The sequence below is a fragment of the Bacillus sp. J41TS8 genome (assembly GCF_018333035.1).
In the GTDB taxonomy this organism is placed as follows: domain Bacteria; phylum Bacillota; class Bacilli; order Bacillales; family Bacillaceae; genus Bacillus; species Bacillus paralicheniformis.
Genome location: NZ_BORF01000006.1, coordinates 44,620 through 60,604, shown reverse-complemented (window position 1 = coordinate 60,604; position 15,985 = coordinate 44,620). Strand labels below are relative to the sequence as shown.

The 15,985-nt window shown below is 46.6% G+C and carries 18 protein-coding genes; 13 read left to right on the top strand and 5 right to left on the bottom strand.

All coding sequences use genetic code 11. The features are described 5' to 3' along the window. The first annotated feature begins 81 nt into the window (after positions 1-81). From KI350_RS10265 to KI350_RS10220, 10 genes are all read left to right on the top strand, one after another. Positions 82-798, top strand: a complete 717-nt coding sequence (locus KI350_RS10265; protein WP_020452076.1) for a response regulator transcription factor — start codon at positions 82-84, stop codon at positions 796-798. After that, positions 785-1,819, top strand: a complete 1,035-nt coding sequence (locus KI350_RS10260) for a sensor histidine kinase (protein ID WP_020452075.1) — start codon at positions 785-787, stop codon at positions 1,817-1,819. Before KI350_RS10265 ends, KI350_RS10260 begins: the two co-directional genes overlap by 14 nt. A gap of 79 nt (positions 1,820-1,898) precedes the next feature. After that, positions 1,899-2,819, top strand: coding sequence for a bacitracin resistance ABC transporter ATP-binding subunit BcrA (gene bcrA, locus KI350_RS10255; protein WP_041817242.1), 921 nt, complete (start codon positions 1,899-1,901; stop codon positions 2,817-2,819). Then, entirely contained in the window at positions 2,812-3,546 is a 735-nt protein-coding gene (locus tag KI350_RS10250) for an ABC transporter permease (RefSeq protein ID WP_020452073.1), read from the top strand. The genes bcrA and KI350_RS10250 overlap by 8 nt, the downstream gene beginning before the upstream one ends. A gap of 120 nt (positions 3,547-3,666) precedes the next feature. Further along, complete coding sequence (gene bcrC, locus KI350_RS10245; protein ID WP_020452072.1) at positions 3,667-4,278, top strand: bacitracin resistance undecaprenyl-diphosphatase BcrC; 612 nt, start codon at positions 3,667-3,669, stop codon at positions 4,276-4,278. Positions 4,279-4,723: 445 nt separating this feature from the next. Further along, positions 4,724-5,266, top strand: coding sequence for a hypothetical protein (locus KI350_RS10240; RefSeq protein WP_020452071.1), 543 nt, complete (start codon positions 4,724-4,726; stop codon positions 5,264-5,266). A gap of 115 nt (positions 5,267-5,381) precedes the next feature. Continuing rightward, the gene (locus KI350_RS10235; protein ID WP_020452070.1) at positions 5,382-6,044 is read left to right on the top strand and encodes an ATP-binding cassette domain-containing protein; all 663 of its coding nucleotides are present in this window, start codon (positions 5,382-5,384) and stop codon (positions 6,042-6,044) included. Further along, the gene (locus KI350_RS10230) at positions 6,022-6,987 is read left to right on the top strand and encodes an ABC transporter permease (RefSeq protein ID WP_020452069.1); all 966 of its coding nucleotides are present in this window, start codon (positions 6,022-6,024) and stop codon (positions 6,985-6,987) included. The genes KI350_RS10235 and KI350_RS10230 overlap by 23 nt, the downstream gene beginning before the upstream one ends. Positions 6,988-7,233: 246 nt before the next feature. Next, positions 7,234-8,193, top strand: coding sequence for a type I pantothenate kinase (gene coaA, locus KI350_RS10225; protein WP_020452068.1), 960 nt, complete (start codon positions 7,234-7,236; stop codon positions 8,191-8,193). A gap of 14 nt (positions 8,194-8,207) precedes the next feature. Next, complete coding sequence (locus tag KI350_RS10220) at positions 8,208-8,591, top strand: VOC family protein (RefSeq protein ID WP_020452067.1); 384 nt, start codon at positions 8,208-8,210, stop codon at positions 8,589-8,591. Positions 8,592-8,642: 51 nt separating this feature from the next. On the opposite strand, the gene KI350_RS10215 is transcribed toward KI350_RS10220, so the two are convergent. Further along, complete coding sequence (locus KI350_RS10215; RefSeq protein ID WP_020452066.1) at positions 8,643-9,881, bottom strand: MDR family MFS transporter; 1,239 nt, start codon at positions 9,879-9,881, stop codon at positions 8,643-8,645. A 127-nt stretch (positions 9,882-10,008) separates the two neighbouring features. Continuing rightward, the gene (locus KI350_RS10210) at positions 10,009-10,221 is read right to left on the bottom strand and encodes a YqzH family protein (RefSeq protein ID WP_003183240.1); all 213 of its coding nucleotides are present in this window, start codon (positions 10,219-10,221) and stop codon (positions 10,009-10,011) included. A 274-nt stretch (positions 10,222-10,495) separates the two neighbouring features. Here KI350_RS10210 and KI350_RS10205 point away from each other — a divergent pair, with 274 nt between their 5' ends. The 3 genes from KI350_RS10205 to KI350_RS10195 all read left to right on the top strand — a co-directional run bounded on the left by KI350_RS10205 (position 10,496) and on the right by KI350_RS10195 (position 12,965). Continuing rightward, positions 10,496-11,758, top strand: coding sequence for a Y-family DNA polymerase (locus tag KI350_RS10205; protein ID WP_020452065.1), 1,263 nt, complete (start codon positions 10,496-10,498; stop codon positions 11,756-11,758). Positions 11,759-11,773: 15 nt separating this feature from the next. Then, positions 11,774-12,112: a YolD-like family protein gene (locus KI350_RS10200; RefSeq protein ID WP_020452064.1), complete on the top strand. Its 339-nt coding sequence runs from the start codon at positions 11,774-11,776 to the stop codon at positions 12,110-12,112. A 211-nt stretch (positions 12,113-12,323) separates the two neighbouring features. Beyond that, positions 12,324-12,965 (top strand): FusB/FusC family EF-G-binding protein, encoded by a 642-nt coding sequence (locus KI350_RS10195; protein WP_020452063.1) that lies wholly within the window; start codon positions 12,324-12,326, stop codon positions 12,963-12,965. A gap of 50 nt (positions 12,966-13,015) precedes the next feature. Here KI350_RS10195 and KI350_RS10190 read toward each other — a convergent pair whose 3' ends face one another. From KI350_RS10190 to KI350_RS10180, 3 genes are read right to left on the bottom strand one after another with little or no spacing between them, the layout of a single operon-like run. Beyond that, a complete protein-coding gene (locus tag KI350_RS10190) occupies positions 13,016-14,344 on the bottom strand; it encodes an MATE family efflux transporter (protein ID WP_020452062.1) in 1,329 nt (442 codons plus the stop codon). Between the two features lie 15 nt (positions 14,345-14,359). Beyond that, positions 14,360-15,145 carry an ABC transporter ATP-binding protein gene (locus KI350_RS10185; RefSeq protein ID WP_020452061.1) on the bottom strand — a complete coding sequence of 262 codons (786 nt, stop codon included), beginning with the start codon at positions 15,143-15,145 and terminating at the stop codon, positions 14,360-14,362. After that, positions 15,145-15,984 (bottom strand): ATP-binding cassette domain-containing protein, encoded by an 840-nt coding sequence (locus KI350_RS10180; RefSeq protein ID WP_020452060.1) that lies wholly within the window; start codon positions 15,982-15,984, stop codon positions 15,145-15,147. Before KI350_RS10180 ends, KI350_RS10185 begins: the two co-directional genes overlap by 1 nt. Between the last annotated feature and the right edge of the window lies 1 nt (position 15,985).

The following is a 15,985-nucleotide window of genomic DNA, read 5'->3' as shown; positions in this document are numbered from 1 at the left end:
AGGAAATATTTCAAAAAACAAGCAGCAGCGGGTGCTGCGGTGTGAATATCTATCAAGACAAAATAAAAGCGGGTGAACCAAGTGGAAGCCATTCGAGTGCTCATAGCGGATGATGAAAAAGAAATCAGAGATTTATTGAAAACCTATTTAAAAAGAGAGTGTTATGAGGTTGACGTGGCAGTTGACGGAGAAGATGCGTTAAGGCTGTTTGAACAAAACCATTACCACCTCGTGATATTGGATGTGATGATGCCGAAAATCGACGGCATCGAGGTTTGCAGAAGGATGAGGAATCATACGAATGTTCCGATCCTGATGCTGACCGCCAAAGACCTTGAAGGCGATAAAATTTTAGGACTGTCCATCGGTGCTGACGATTATATAACAAAGCCCTTCAGCGTGAACGAAGTGCTTGCGCGGATCAAAGCCATGCTGAGGCGCTTTTTGGTCCTCGGCAGCGAAAGCCGCTCCGATGAACAATCGTTGATTCAATTTAAAGGATTGACCATCGATTTGAAAACATATACGGTCACCGCAGGCGGACAGGAGATCTCCCTGACGGCGAAGGAGTTTGAACTGCTGAAATTTTTCGCCTCAAATCCGGGGCAGGTATTTACGAAAACGCAGCTGTTTCGAAACGCATGGAGCGATCAATACATAGAAGATGATAATACGGTCATGGTGCATATCAGAAGGCTGAGAAAAAAAATAGAGCCGGACCCTTCCGATCCGCAATTTATTCAAACCGTTTGGGGAATTGGCTATAAGTTTGTAGGTGAGAAAGATGCTGACCGATAAAAAGCTGCTGCTTCTCATTCTGCAATGTGCGGCGATTGCAGCACTTTTGTTCATCTATATGAAAACGGCTTCCCTTGGGGTTTTCAGCACAATGCTGTTTATTTTTCTGTTTGCCGTTACCGCGCTGCTGTTTACGATGAGGCTTCGCTTCATCGATCGCTTAAAGCTGATCGAAACCGAGCTGAAGCGCGTGGCGGATGGAAATTTAAGAAGAAGATTGCTGGCGAAAGGCGGTCAGCCGTTTAATGAAATCATTTTTTCCATTAACGAATTGATAGAGCAGCTTGAAAAAGTTCAAATCAACGCCGCAAAATCGGAAGCGGCCAGAAAACGGCTGCTGTCTAATATTTCCCATGATATCCGAACGCCGCTCACATCAATTATTGGCTATGTTGATGCATTAAAAGACGGGGTCGCTTCTTCAGAAGAAGAGAAACAGGAATATCTCAATATCCTTTCTAAAAAATCCAACAGCCTCAAGCAATTGATCGATGAAATATTCAACATGGCGAAATTGGACGCGAATGAAGTCCAGTTGAAAACAGAGTTTTTTGACCTTGCCGAAGTCGCTAGGGAAACGCTGATCGACTTTTTGCCGGAACTGAAAAAACATGACATTGATTTGAATGTGCAGATTCCGGAAAAGAAATGCTTTGTTATCGCAGATCGTCTCAGCTTGATCCGCGTGATCGAAAACATCGTGAGAAACGGGATTCACTATGGAAAAGCGGGAAAAGTACTTGGAATCGAACTGACGGAATCAGAGCATGAATATCAGCTTCTCATCTGGGATCAAGGTCCGGGAATTCCGGAAAGCGAGATTGAAAACGTGTTTGATAGAATGTACCGCAGAGACCGGTCGAGAAGCCTTGATGACGGGAGCGGCCTGGGGCTTGCCATCGCCAAATCGCTCGTCGAAAAAAACCGCGGACGCATATGGGCACAGAGCGTCCCGTGGGAAAAAACGACGTTTGGTTTTTCGCTGCCTAAACAAAACCATCTCCAATCATTTAAGAATTAATTAAGAATTGGTTAAGAAGAAGTTAAATCCTTCTGTTTATGATGTAGTTATAAGGCTAGTGAAAGAGAGTGGATCAACTTTGAGCACAATTATTAAAACGACGGATCTCACGAAAATGTACGGGTCGCAAAAGTCTGTAGACCATCTCAATATCAATGTAAAACAAGGAGATATATACGGCTTTTTGGGACGGAACGGCGCCGGCAAAACGACGACGATCAGAATGCTGCTGGGTCTGATCAAACCGACCAGTGGGCAGATAGAAATTTTCGGAGAAAATTTTTTCAAGAATAAAAAAGAAATTTTAAGAAGAATCGGATCTATCGTGGAAGTGCCCGGCTTTTACGCGAACTTGACGGCGAGGGAAAACCTGCTGATCAATGCGAAAATCATAGGTATCCATAAAAAAAATGCGATCGATGAAGTATTGGAGATCGTGGGCCTGCAGCATGAAACGAAAAAGCTCGTCGGCAAGTTTTCCTTGGGCATGAAACAAAGGCTGGGAATTGCAAGAGCCTTGCTTCACTATCCGGAGCTGTTGATACTGGACGAGCCGACAAACGGCTTGGACCCGATCGGGATCAAAGAAATGAGAAGACTCATTCATTCTCTCGCCAAAGAAAGAAACATCACCATCTTTATATCAAGCCACATTTTGTCTGAAATCGAACAGCTCGTCGATCATGTCGGGATCATTCATGAAGGAAAACTGCTTGAAGAAATTCCGTTTGACCATCTTAAAAAAAGAAACCGCAAATATCTGGAATTTCAATTATCCGATCAAAATAAAGCGGTCGTTCTGATGGAACAGCATTTTGATATTCATGACTACGAAGTTCACCAGGACGGGATCATCCGGGTATACTCCCATTTGGGCCAGCAGGGAAAGCTCAATAAATTGTTTGTCGAAAACGGAATAGACGTATTGAAGATTACGATGAGCGAAGACAGTCTTGAAGACTACTTCGTGAAGTTGATAGGGGGCGGGACGATTGGCTAATTTGCTATATACCGAATTGCTGAAGCTGAAACGTTCACAGATGTTTCTGGTCAGCATCTTGGGAGCGGCGGCAGCCCCTTTCATCTGTTTTATATCGTCTTTGGCTAAAAAAGCCAAGTACCCTGATGTACCGATTCGCTTCAGTGAGACCTTTTCCGATACCAACCTGTATATTGTGCTTTTGATCGGAGTCCCGTTGTATGGTGTGATTACATCATATTTATTCAATCGGGAATACGCTGAAAGCACGCTAAAGAATCTATTGACGATTCCTGTTTCAAGAATCAGCCTGATTGTCAGCAAATTGGTTCTGCTTCTCATTTGGATCATGATGCTGACGTTAATCGCCTGGGTGCTGACGCTGCTGTTCGGGCTGATCGGTCAGTTTGAAGGGCTCAGTTCGGCGGTTTTAATTGAAGGGTTTAAACAATTTATGATAGGCGGGGCACTTCTTTTCTTCCTGGTCAGTCCGATTATATTTGTGACACTGCTGTTTAAAAACTACGTGCCCACCATTATCTTTACGATCATTATATCAATGGTCAGCATTATGGTATACGGCACGGAATACAGCGCTTTATTCCCTTGGTCAGCGGTATGGGTGATCGCTTCGGGTACGTTCTTTCCGGAATATCCGCCCGAATATTCTTTTATCAGTGTTGCCGCCACAACCGTTCTTGGATTAGCCGCGACAATCGTTTACTTTAAAAAAATCGATATTCATTGATGCAGGAGAGTCTAAGGGAATGTGTGACACATGTTTGCACATTCCTCATTCCGATAAGGCTTTTTTGCACAATTTAAATGGATATATTTAGAATAAAAGTACAAAAAAGGAGATTGAAACATGTCTTTTTCAGAATTAAATATTGATGCTTTTCGTTTCATTAATGATTTGGGAAAAGAGTATTCGATGCTGAATCCGGTCGTTTACTTTCTAGCCGAATATATGATGTACTTTCTCGCATTAGGTCTTGTCGTTTATTGGCTGACCCGGACGACAAAAAACAGATTGATGGTCATTTATGCAGTCATCGCATTTGTGGTTGCCGAAATTCTCGGGAAAATCATGGGCTCTCTGCATTCCAACTATCAACCGTTTGCAACGCTTCCGAATGTCAACAAGCTGATAGAGCATGAAATTGACAATTCGTTTCCGAGCGACCATACGATTTTGTTTTTTTCAATTGGTTTTTTAATCTTTCTGTTTCACAAAAAGACGGGCTGGCTGTGGCTTGTACTTGCGTTTGCCGTGGGAATTTCCCGCATTTGGTCGGGCGTTCACTATCCGCTCGACGTTGCGGCGGGAGCCCTTCTTGGCGTGTTGTCAGCTCTGTTTGTATTCTGGACAGCACCGAAGCTGTCATTTATTCATCAAATGCTGTCCCTTTATGAAAAGGTGGAACAGCGGATTGTTCCTTCCAAAAACAAATCGAACGATAAATCGAAGAACTTTTAAAGGATGAGGCTGCCTTGGATTAGGCAGCCTTTGCTATGTGCACTCACAAATAAACGCTCGGCTTCCTCATCCTCCAAATTTAAGGCGGTTCCTGGCAGTAAGAGTATATGACCGTCTCCATGAAGGAAGACGGTCTGTCGAGTGCTTTGTTTTTTACGAGTAGGAATTTTCAGCTGTTGAATCGCATTCCAGGTAGTATAGGTTCCTCTTCTTCCTCCTTTTTTCATTCTCATTATAAAAGGTGCGAGCTGCCCATGACAAAAATTCCAAATAATAGGAATTGAATATAAGTAAAAATATGGTATAATATCGAATATATATAGGAGGTGATAATTTCCAATAGGTAATGATAAAATGGTCCATTCTGCTAGAAATCTATTTTTTCATCCATTAAAATGAGAGAACTCGGACCTCAAATTGTTTTGGATGCGGCAGTAGCTTATGGATGGCAGCTGAAGACGTACATACGAATATGATCAAAAATACGGAGGGAAACGAAATGAAAAAAGCGATTTTAGGGTTTTCTTTGTCTGCGGCGCTCCTGGTTCCATCCTCATTCGCTGCGGCTGCTGAGGACGGGCAGCTGACAAGTGAGCAAAAGGAACTGCTTGAAGCCAAGACAGAATACGTGCAATCACTTCCTGAACAGGCATCTGTCCAAAGCGGTGTGACGGCATATGCAGGAAAAAGGCTCACAATTAAAAGGGGAAGCTTCCTCGCCTGGTCGAAAGATTATATCGACTGGTACTACAACGGCAAAAAAATATCGAAAAGCAGCGGATCGCAGGATGTCGGCTACGTCTTTCCAAATGTCGTGAGGGCAAAGGGGATTAAAAGGTATTATAAGTCTTCAGGGCTTCACAAATGGAGAGCGAAAAAAACGCTGAGCTTCGGTACCGTTACACCGTGGGGAGATGTTGAATTCGCCAGCTCAACCTTTACAGACAGAAGGTGGGTCAATAAAAAAGGAAAATACGGAAATGATTAATTTGCCGTAAGCCATTTCATACAACGCTGCTAAAAGACTATTTTGAAATTAATGGCAGCGTTGTATAATGGAGAATGTTGCAACACCATCCTGATGCAAGAAAGGGTTTTTTAAATTGATCAAAATCGATGACCTGACGAAATCTTATGGAAACAAAACGGTATTCAACCGTCTCAACATGAATATCGAAAAAAACAAAGTCACCTTCCTGATGGGGGAAAACGGCGCCGGGAAAACGACGCTCCTGAAATGCCTGCTCAAGCTGGAACATTTCGAAGGCGGCATTCTGTACGACGGCGAGCCGCTTGAAGCCGTCAGGAGCAAAGTGCACGTCATCTATGACGATTCCCCGTTTTACGATCATCTGAGCGGCTATCAAAATATTAAACTGTTGATCAATCAACCTGCCGGCAAAGAAGAGCTGGAACAATTATCGCAAAAGTTCCTCGGCCGGGCGCTGCTGAAAAAAAAGGTGAAGACCTATTCATACGGACAAAAGAAAAAGCTGGCTTTAATGATCGCTGCATTAAACAAACCGTCATATTTGTTTTTGGATGAGATATCAAACGGGCTTGACTACCGGTCCATGATGGAGCTTCAGAAGCTGATCAATGACTGGTCAAGCACGATGACGATTGTTGCCGCCGGCCATCAGTTTGAGTTTTATTCCTCAATCGTCGATCAATTATACGTGTTGAAAGACGGTTCAGCTATCCACATAGACAATTTTAAAACGAATGGAGCAGAATTGGGCGATGTCTATAAAGAATATTTATAATATTTTCAAAAAAGAGCTTGCATTTCAATCGTATTCTAAAATGCTCGTCATTTTATTGCTTCCTCTATTATTCATTTCATCCGGATACATATATGTACATTATAAAAATACAATTGACAGCTATCAGCAGTTTAAAAAGACTGAAGACGAATATAAAGAACTCGGCATCGATATTAAGCAGGCGCTGGCGTCGCCCGTCAAGGTGAAGGAAGGGGAGCTGAAAAGCGAGGATGGCGACGGAGAGATCGTCGAAAATATTTTAAGGTTTGACTATGAGAATTTCGTCTTGTCCCTCCATCATCTGGAGCCCAAGCAGTCGGTTATCATGACGCTTGAGCTGATGGGCTTCATCATTTTTCCCTTGGCTTTTACACTGTATGCCATCTATATCTCCTCTTACGACATCAGGTTCAAGACGGTGAAAGTGAAAGCTGTCAGTCATGATTGGAAATCCGTTCTGTTGGCCAAACAGTGTTCGGTTTACATGGTGATGGCTGCCGCCGTGATCGCCGTTGTATGTACGGCATATGTGTCAAGCCTCGTCTTTTATTCCCTGGCTTCAAGGGCCATACCGGTCGGCGAGTTCACAATACCCGCTGTTTCAAAAAGCAATATCCCGCTTCAGCTCGTTGTCGTTTTGGCGGTCAGCTTCATTTTTTCGACGATCGGATTTTATTTGGGCGTCCTCTTCAGAAGCTTTATTACGCCTGCTTTGCTTTATATCGTTTACAGCCTGCTTATCCCTGCTTTGGGCAGGTTCGATTTGAAAAACCTGCTGTCTAATCTCGGGCATGCGGTTTTCAGTTTCAGCGGCGGCTTTAAACTGTTTACACCGGTGAAGGTGGACATGATTCCGGTCGTCATCATTTTAGCCGCATCCGTCGGCTTGCTGTCTGCGGTTACTTATTATATGGCGCACAGGCAAAGCAAATATGTCGTTTGAACAAAGAGCGCAGGCACTTGCGCTCTTTGTTCTTTTGCAAGCGACGGATGCCCGTTGGCTCAGGTTTGGCAGTCGAGTGTCAAACGGTTGGAACAACAGAATCTGCCGTCTCTGGATGAGGCGGTTTTTTTGATTGAAACCTTGTTCCTCGTAAATATTCAAAAAATTCTATATAATAATAAAGCGGTCTCAGAAATTCATGAACTTTTTAGTAAACAGCTTTTGAACAGAGGGCAGGTGAGAACAATGGCGAATCAGGATTTGAATTTGCACACGTTATATACGAGTCATACCCGCGATGCCTGGGCAAATCTCGGCGGGCATATGGCGGTAGAAATGACCGAAGAGGAAGTAAAAAGGCTTGAAGGTTTAAATGACTATCTGTCTTTGGAAGAAGTCGAAACCGTTTATGTTCCGCTGGCGAGGCTGCTTTATTTACACCGGACAACTCAATATGAACGGAACACCCGGGTGAACGGTTTTTTGAACCATCCGCACGCGGCCAAAATTCCGTTCATCATCGGGATTGCCGGAAGCGTCGCGGTTGGAAAAAGCACGACGGCCCGCATCATTCAGACTGTGCTCTCCCGTTTGCAGGAACGGCTGAAAGTCAGTCTGATCACAACCGACGGTTTTCTTTACCCCAATGCGGTGCTGACAGAAAAACAGATGATGTCGCGGAAGGGGTTTCCGGAAAGCTACGATGTCAAAGCATTGCTTGAGTTTTTAAACGATTTAAAATCCGGCAAGGAAATCGTTCGCGCACCCGTTTACTCCCATTTAACGTACGACAGATTGGAAGGGGTTTACGAAACGGTTGAACAAGCGGATATCGTCATCATCGAAGGTGTCAATGTGCTGCAGACACCGACGATCGAAGACGACCGGACAAAACCGCGGGTTTTCGTTTCCGATTTTTTTGACTTCTCGATTTATGTGGATGCCGAAGAAGACCTCATTATCAAATGGTATCTTGAACGCTTTCGCATGCTCAGAGAGACGGCATTTCAAGATCCGAGTTCTTATTTCCATAAATTCAAAGACCTTGCGGACGAAGAAGCGGACCATATGGCAAAGTCAATATGGGAGACCGTCAACCGTCCGAATTTGTATGAGAACATTCTGCCTACAAAATTCCGGTCTGATTTAATCTTGAGAAAAGGTGAAGGCCACAAGGTGGAAGAGATTCTCGTCAGACGGGTGTAGAAGAGGAGGCTTGCATGATCCATCATATTGAACTGTATGTTTCAGATTTGGAAGCGTCGAAGCGCTTTTGGGGCTGGTTTCTCGGCGAGCTCGGCTATGAGGTTTTTCAACAATGGGAAGACGGGATCAGCTGGAAAGCAAACGGCGCCTATCTCGTGCTTGTGCAGGCGAAAGAGGAGTTTGTCAAAGCGGGTTATCACAGGTGTCGCGTCGGCTTAAACCATCTTGCTTTTTACGCGGCATCCAAAGAACAAGTCGACGAAATGACAATGAAACTGAGGGAGCGGGGATGCCGCATTTTATATGAAGACAGACATCCGTTTGCCGGCGGAAGCGGGCATTATGCCTTGTATACCGAAGATCCCGATCGCATCAAAGTCGAACTTGCGGCGCCTTGAGGCGGGCGTCCGCCGGAAGGCCGGCCTTTGACCGGGCCGGCCTGGTTTCACTTAATGCTCCATCGTTTTTTTCGAACTTAATTTGACTTTTGCTTCTTCTATTTTGAGCTTCCGGAAGGCTGCCACCAGGAAAGGAACGCCGCAAATGGTGACAGCAGCCAGGATTGCAAAAGTGAAAAACGGCTTTTCCGCTCCAAAGGCGTCCAGCAGCATTCCCCCCGCCCAAGGGCCGACCACGCTTCCCAGCTGGGTGAAGCCCATAGCCCCGAAGTAAGTGCCTTTCAGCTCAGGCCGGGCAATCCGGTCGACCAGTAAATCCATCATCGAAAAGAGAAGCACTTCCCCGATCGTAAACACGATAATGATCAAGACGATGGACCATAGATCGTGGAAAAACGAGAGGCTGAACAGGCTTCCGCTAATCAGCACATTTCCGGCAATCAGCGATAAAATCGGTGAAAACCGTTTGGCGATATGTACGATCGGGTACTGTACGGCAAGCACGGCCAAGGCATTCAGCGTCAGCATCATGCCGAACACTTTCGTCCCGTCTTCGATAAACGGGCTGGCCGCCATGTATTGTGCGAGCGTCGATGTGAAGTGGGAATACCCGAATAAACAAAGAATCGAACCGATTAGTGTAATCGTAAATACCCGGTCTGTTTTTGTCACCTCCAGCGCGTCCCGCACTTTTATACGCTTATTCCGCTCAGTTGCCGGTACGGTGTGGTGTTTAAATTGAATGACCAGCACCGCCGTATAAATAAAATAAATGAAAGCCGCAATGAAAAACGGCAGCGTCGTTTTTGAAGATCCGAGGTACAGGCCTAAAAGCGGACCGAAGACGACGCCGAGGTTGATCGCGGTATAGCGGAGATTAAAGACGAAAAGGCGCGTTTCGGGTTTTGATACGTCTGAAAGCAGCGCTCTTGAAGTCGGTTCAAACAAGGCGCGGCATAATCCGTTTAAGGCATTCATGACAAAGAATGTCCAGACATGATCGGCGAGTGCGAAACCGGCGAACACGAACGTCCAGCCGAAAATCGAAACGAGCATGATGGTTTTCCGGCCGAACCGGTCTGATAAGTACCCGCCGTAAAAGCTTGCCGCAATTCCGATCAGAGAGCTCGCTGCAATGACGGCGCCGGCAAAGCCTGAAGAGGCGCCTTTCACTTGTGTCAAATAAATTGCTAAAAAAGGGATGCTCATGGCTGTGCCCATACGTCCGAAAATGGTTCCGACAATAATGGTCCAGCTGAGCGGGTGGATGTTCTGCCATTTTTGTTTCATGATAAACTCTCCGTTACGTTTTGATTTGTTTATCATACATGAAACAGATGGCGGTGAATAGAGGAATTTCTATATGCTGGATGATCAAAGGCTTCCTGCATAAAGGAAGCCGACAGGAAAAATCGATTTATGATGAGAACAAGCCTTGATTTGTGACATAATCATAGATGACATCCTCGATATGGGCATGCAGCCCCTCATTCGGTTCCTCGATCCGCCTTTCCTGCAAAGCCAGCTTCAGGATTTCTTTTTCGCCGGGGCTGAGCGGATCGGTTGCAACATTGCGTCCGTACTGCTTCAGCGCCTGTCCGAGCATTTTTTCAATCAGTTTCTCATCCATTTTTCTTCTCCTTTAGGAGCGCTTTTTCTTTTATCTTACTAGGAAAAAACGAGGTTCTCAAGGGAGCTTTCAATTTGAGCCATTAAACCGAATGCGGCGGCATTCCGAACTGGAATGATCCGCCATGTCACCTTCTTTCCAAAGAAGGTGTTTTTTATTGCTTTCAGCCAGGATTTTCTTTGGATAAAATTACGCCTGGAAATCGAACGTATATTCGGAGTATAGTATTCATACACTAATTGTACGAACATCAGTTCTTTTTGGAGGGAGAGAGATGGATTACGGTCAATATCCGTCGCGTTCGGTTTTGTGCGTTGATATGCGGAGCTTTTATGCAAGCTGTGCCGCAGTCCTGCTCGGACTTGATCCGATGACTTGCCTGCTGGCGGTTGTCGGAAACACGGAGCGGCAGGGGAGCATCGTTCTCGCTGCTTCTCCGGCTCTGAAAAGAGAGTTCGGCGTTCAAACGGGAACAAGGCTTTATCAGCTGCCGGATGATCCGCGCATCAAGCTGGTCAATCCGAAGATGGGGCTGTTTGTCCGTGTTTCTACAGAGCTCACCCGGCTGTTCTGCCGCTATGTGCCGCCTGATGCCATTCATACGTACAGCGTGGATGAAAGCTTTATTCAGGTGGACGGTGTTAAGAGCATGTGGGGAGACGCCCGAACGATTGCGATGAAAATTCAAGATGATATGGAAAGGGAGTTTGGCCTTCCCTGTGCTGTCGGAATCGGACCGAATCTGCTGATGGCAAAGCTGTGCCTTGATCTTGAAGCGAAAAAATCAGCAGACGGGGTGGCCGTCTGGGGCTACGAAGACGTGAAAACGAAGCTGTGGCCGCTGTCTCCGCTGCGCCGCATGTGGGGAATCGGCTCCAGGCTGGAAAAGACGTTAAACCGGATGGGGATTTTTACAGTCGGTCAGCTGGCTCACTATGATCTCAAGCGGCTTGAGAAAACATTCGGGGTGATGGGAAACCAGCTCTATTATCACGCTTGGGGCATCGACCTTTCAGCGATCGGAGCGCCGCTCTTGGAGGGGCAGGTCAGCTATGGAAAAAGCCAGATTTTGCTTCGCGATTATCCGAATCCGGAGGAAGTCAAGCATGTCATTCTTGAAATGTGTGAAGAAGTGGCCAAAAGGGCGCGCGCCCACCGCCAGGCGGGCCGGACCGTCAGTCTTGGCGTCGAATACAGCCGCGATGAGCTTGGCGGCGGGTTTTACCGTTCAAAAACAATGGAAAGCCCTTCAAATGTCACCCTTGATCTCTACCATACATGTCTGGCATTGTTCGAGCGGTTTTATGCCGGCAAAACGGTTCGGAAAATTTCCGTCTCTTTGTCCAATATTCAAGACGACACCAATATGCAGCTTGATCTTTTTCGTCCCGATCAGGAAAAGAAGCGGCAGCTCGGGTACGTGATGGACGGCATCAGAGAACGGCACGGATCAACAGCGCTTTTGCGGGCTGTTTCCTATACAAACGCCGGGACGGCCCGGCTGCGGTCAAAATTGGTCGGAGGCCATCAGGCATAGAAAGGAGAATCATTTATGCTTCGCGACAGAGGCAGTATCAAATGGGTTTCCATGATGCTGCCTGAGCACGTGGAATTGCTCAGGGAATATCATGAAAGCCTTCAAAAACTCAAAAAACCGATCCTGGATGAACAAAAATATGAAGAATTTAATGAAATCATTTGTGAAGCGATGGCAGAAAACAGAATGTTGCAATTTGCCTATTATCGGCAGGGGGAAGTGAAAACGCTGGCCGGCCGGATTCACTATGCCGACGCCCTGAAAAGGGAGCTGCGGATCGTAAGCCGGGCGGATGAAATATGCATTTTAAAGATGGAGGATATCATTGAGATTGAATACGATTGTCGTTTATAATAGAATCAGTATTCGGAGGTGGATAAAATGGTAAATGACATTCATTTGCCGACTGCAGCGTCTCATGCAAAGCCTGTTATCTTGAAAGGCGATACTTTGCATGAGGCGGGGTTATAAACAAATCGCCTAAAAAAAGCAAGGTATCATTTCTGATCATCCGGCTTTGCACCTTATTTTTAAATATAGATCCATAAATAAGGAGCTGGCAGAAATGAAGACACCTTTTATCAGAAATGACCAATATAATTTTATTAAGTTTCAAACGGACAGCCTTGTTCAGGGACATGCGAACATCAATGACGAAAACGTACTTGACGCTTTGAAATGCAATGCGCTCGATCAAGTGTTCAACCTCTTTCCTGATCTCAGCAGCGATCAAAAGTCTTTGCTGCAGAAGATGGCAGAAGTGGAAGACAGCGGTGAAGCGATGCGCTTTTTAGCCGAATTAAAGCCTCATGTCATTCCATTTCAGCGTATAACAGTAAAAACCGCTAAAAAGCTATTTTCTAAAGTGAAGAAGTTAAAGACGCCCGATTTTGAACAGATGGATTTCAGCGGATATTCCTACCTGGGATGGAATGATGCAGGATCAGGCAGAAAGTACATGATTGTGGATGCCGGCGGAAAGCTGACCGGAATACACGGCACCATCAAATCCAGCAATAAAAAAGGAATCTGCGCGATATGCAACAGGACCGAAGAGATCGGACTGTTCATGGCCCGGGTGAAAAGCGGGAAAGAAACCTATACAGACAGAGGCAATTATATTTGCTGTGACAGTGAAACATGCAATCAAAATGTGATGACGCTGGATCATCTGAACCATTTCGTCGCACAATTAACGAAAGAATAAACGAGAACCCCCCGGCTAAGCTTTAGCCGGGGGGTTTTATGATTTGGCTTTTAGCCTGCCTCTTTTGCAGCACTTCGCTCTCCGAAGAGACGGGTGGTCAGCCCGGGAACAGCCATACATAAGAATACGGAACGTCCAAGGCTGAATAAAAGAAAAGCGAGCCACAGCCCATGGTTTCCGAAAGCGGGCACAGCGGTAAAAAAGGCGGCCAGGAAGACGAGAACAGCCAAGAACATTGAATTTCTGACCGGGCCTATTTCAGTCGCTCCTGTAAAAATCCCGTAAAAAACGAGTCCGAAACTTGCGGCCAAAGGAAAGAGAGCGATCCAAATATCGTAGGTTTTCGCTGGTTCCAAAACGCTTTCAAGCGGTGTAAACAAGGGAAGGATTACACCTTTCAAAAGAAAGTAGCCGACTGAAAGCAGCGCGGCCGAGATCAGCGACCACTGGATCGAAAGGGAAAGCGTACGGGAATAAAGTTCCCGATCCATTCTTCCAACGGCTTTCCCGGCAAAAATGCTCGATGCATTGGCAAATCCATCAAACACATAAGCCATCATATAATGAATTTGAATTAAGATCGCATTTGCGGCCAAAACTTCAGCGCCGAAGCCGGCTCCTTTAGCCGTAAACAAATTAAAAACCGTTAAAAGGCACAATGTCCGAATCAATAGATCGCGGTTGACAACCATCATTTTTTTAAACGGTTTCGGGTCGAACAAAACCTTGACGGACGGCAGCTTAAACCGCATGGCGGCATTCGTTTTCACAAGCCAGCAGCCGATCAGGCAGCCCGTCACTTCCGCAATCAAAGTGGCTAGAGCGATGCCGTATACTTCCATGTGAAAGACGTAGACAAAAACGATGTCAAGCACGATATTCAAGACGTTCATCGAAATCTGCAAAAGCAATGTCACTTTGATAAGGGACATTCCCATCAGCCAGCCGAGAATGCAATAGCTGATTAAAGCAAATGGAGCGCCCCAAATCCTCAGCGAAAAATACTGCGAGGCGAATTCAGCGGTATGGCGGTCAGGCTGTATCAGCGTCAGCGCTGCGTATTCAAGCGGTTTTTGCAAGAGAATGAACATCAGTCCGGCAAAAACCGCGATGCAAACAGGCCGGGCAAGAGCCAAAACGCTCTCTGATCTGTTTTGGGAGCCGAGCGACTGAGCAGCGAACCCCGATGTGCTCACCCGCAAAAAGCCGAGGAGCCAATACATCGTATTAAAAATCATCGTTCCGACTGCAACACCGCCGATGTAAGCAGGGGAGGAAAGCTGCCCGGCTACCGCCGTATCGACCGCCCCCAGCAAAGGAGTGGTGATCGTTGAAATGATCAGCGGAACGGCGAGTGCTAGATAATGTCTGTGATTCATCTCTTATGACCCCCCTTAGGATTCAAACACCTGAAGCAGCTTTTTGGCATATGGGTGCCTTTCGGCAGAAAAAAGCTCTTCTTTTTTAAATTGATCGGCAATCTGCCCGTCTTTCATGACCATGATGCGATGGCTCATAAAGTGGACAGCGGCCAGATCATGGGAAATAAACAAATAGGAAAGCCCCATATCATCCTGCAAATCTTTGAGGAGGTCGAGGATCTTCGCCTGACTGGTGACATCCAGGCTTGCCGTAGGCTCATCAAAGATGATTAAAGACGGGTGAGTGCTGATGGCTCTGGCGATTAAGGCCCTTTGGAGCTGCCCGCCGCTTAATTCATGCGGATAGCGGTCAAGGAGGCTCGAGGGAAGGCCGACCATTGAGAACAGACGCTCAGCCGTCAGACGGCGGCTGCCTTGGAAGTCCTTTAAAAATGGCGGTATGTCTTGTTTGGAAACATCAAGCGGCTCCATAACTGAATCGATAATATTGAGCTTTGGATTCAATGATGCGGCCGGATTTTGAAAAACAGCCTGCAGCTTTCGGCGCAGTCTTCGGGTCTCTTTTTTGTTTATGCCGGGAAGCGGATGTTGATGAAGCCGAATCTCTCCGTGATCGATTTTTTCGAGCAGGAGAAGGCAGCGCGCGAGGGTGCTTTTCCCGCTGCCGCTCTCGCCGGCGAGCCCGAGGCATTCGCCTTTTCGAATGGAGAACGATACATTGTCAACCGCTTTGTGGCCGCAAGCGTAATGTTTTGTCAGATTGCTGACAAAAAGAACGGTTTCTGCTGAATGGGTCATCACGCACCTCCTGTTCCCGCCAGCGCCGCTTCCTTTGTTTCAGGCGCGGCTGTCAGCCTCGGCGGAGGATTTTTCAGCGGCGGGACGGCTGCGAATAAACGTCTTGTACATTCATGTGCCGGTTGTCTGATTAAATCAGCGGTTAAACCGCTTTCGACGATTTCTCCGTTTTGCATGACAGCGGTTTGATCGGCGTACCTTTTGACAAGCCGGAGGTCATGAGTGATAAAAAGGATGGCGCAGTTTGTTTTGGCGCGCATCACGGTGAGCTGTTGCAAGACGTCCGCGGCCGTGATGCTGTCTAAAGCCGTTGTCGGTTCGTCTGCGATGAGAAGCTTCGGGCGGAGCACCATCGCTTGAGCGATCGCGGCCCTTTGCAGCTGCCCGCCGCTCAATTGAAACGGGTAGCTTTCATATACTCTGTTTTCCGGCAGAGAAACCTCCCGAAAAGCGCGGAGAATCGCTTCTCTTCGCTTGTTTTTAGACCAATCGGTATGCGTTTTGACCATTTCGTCAATTTGTCTGCCGATCCGTATAAAAGGGGTGAATGCTCCGTGACAGTCCTGAAAAATACAGGCGATATCCTTTCCGCGCATGCGTCGGAGCGCTTTGCGGCCGGCTTGAAGCATCTGGCGGCCCTCAAATATCACATCTCCGCCGGACACCGTTAGTCCGTCCGGAAGCAGCCCGGCTATGGCCGAAGCGGTCAGGCTTTTTCCGCTGCCGCTTTCCCCGAGCAGCGCGAACCATTCCCCTTCATGGATCGAGAAGGAGGCATTTTTGACAATGGTGTGCTGTCGGGAGCTGATTGATAAGCCCTTAATGGATAACATCGGCATG

Coding starts and splice junctions, on each gene's coding strand:
- KI350_RS10260 (WP_020452075.1), top strand. CDS start 785: ATGCTGACCGATAAAAAGCTGCTGCTTCTCATTCTGCAATGTGCGGCG.
- bcrC (WP_020452072.1), top strand. CDS start 3,667: ATGTCTTTTTCAGAATTAAATATTGATGCTTTTCGTTTCATTAATGAT.
- KI350_RS10240 (WP_020452071.1), top strand. CDS start 4,724: ATGGCAGCTGAAGACGTACATACGAATATGATCAAAAATACGGAGGGA.
- KI350_RS10230 (WP_020452069.1), top strand. CDS start 6,022: ATGTCTATAAAGAATATTTATAATATTTTCAAAAAAGAGCTTGCATTT.
- coaA (WP_020452068.1), top strand. CDS start 7,234: ATGGCGAATCAGGATTTGAATTTGCACACGTTATATACGAGTCATACC.
- KI350_RS10220 (WP_020452067.1), top strand. CDS start 8,208: ATGATCCATCATATTGAACTGTATGTTTCAGATTTGGAAGCGTCGAAG.
- KI350_RS10215 (WP_020452066.1), bottom strand. CDS start 9,881: ATGAAACAAAAATGGCAGAACATCCACCCGCTCAGCTGGACCATTATT.
- KI350_RS10210 (WP_003183240.1), bottom strand. CDS start 10,221: ATGGATGAGAAACTGATTGAAAAAATGCTCGGACAGGCGCTGAAGCAG.
- KI350_RS10205 (WP_020452065.1), top strand. CDS start 10,496: ATGGATTACGGTCAATATCCGTCGCGTTCGGTTTTGTGCGTTGATATG.
- KI350_RS10200 (WP_020452064.1), top strand. CDS start 11,774: ATGCTTCGCGACAGAGGCAGTATCAAATGGGTTTCCATGATGCTGCCT.
- KI350_RS10195 (WP_020452063.1), top strand. CDS start 12,324: ATGAAGACACCTTTTATCAGAAATGACCAATATAATTTTATTAAGTTT.
- KI350_RS10190 (WP_020452062.1), bottom strand. CDS start 14,344: ATGAATCACAGACATTATCTAGCACTCGCCGTTCCGCTGATCATTTCA.
- KI350_RS10185 (WP_020452061.1), bottom strand. CDS start 15,145: ATGACCCATTCAGCAGAAACCGTTCTTTTTGTCAGCAATCTGACAAAA.
- KI350_RS10180 (WP_020452060.1), bottom strand. CDS start 15,984: ATGCCGATGTTATCCATTAAGGGCTTATCAATCAGCTCCCGACAGCAC.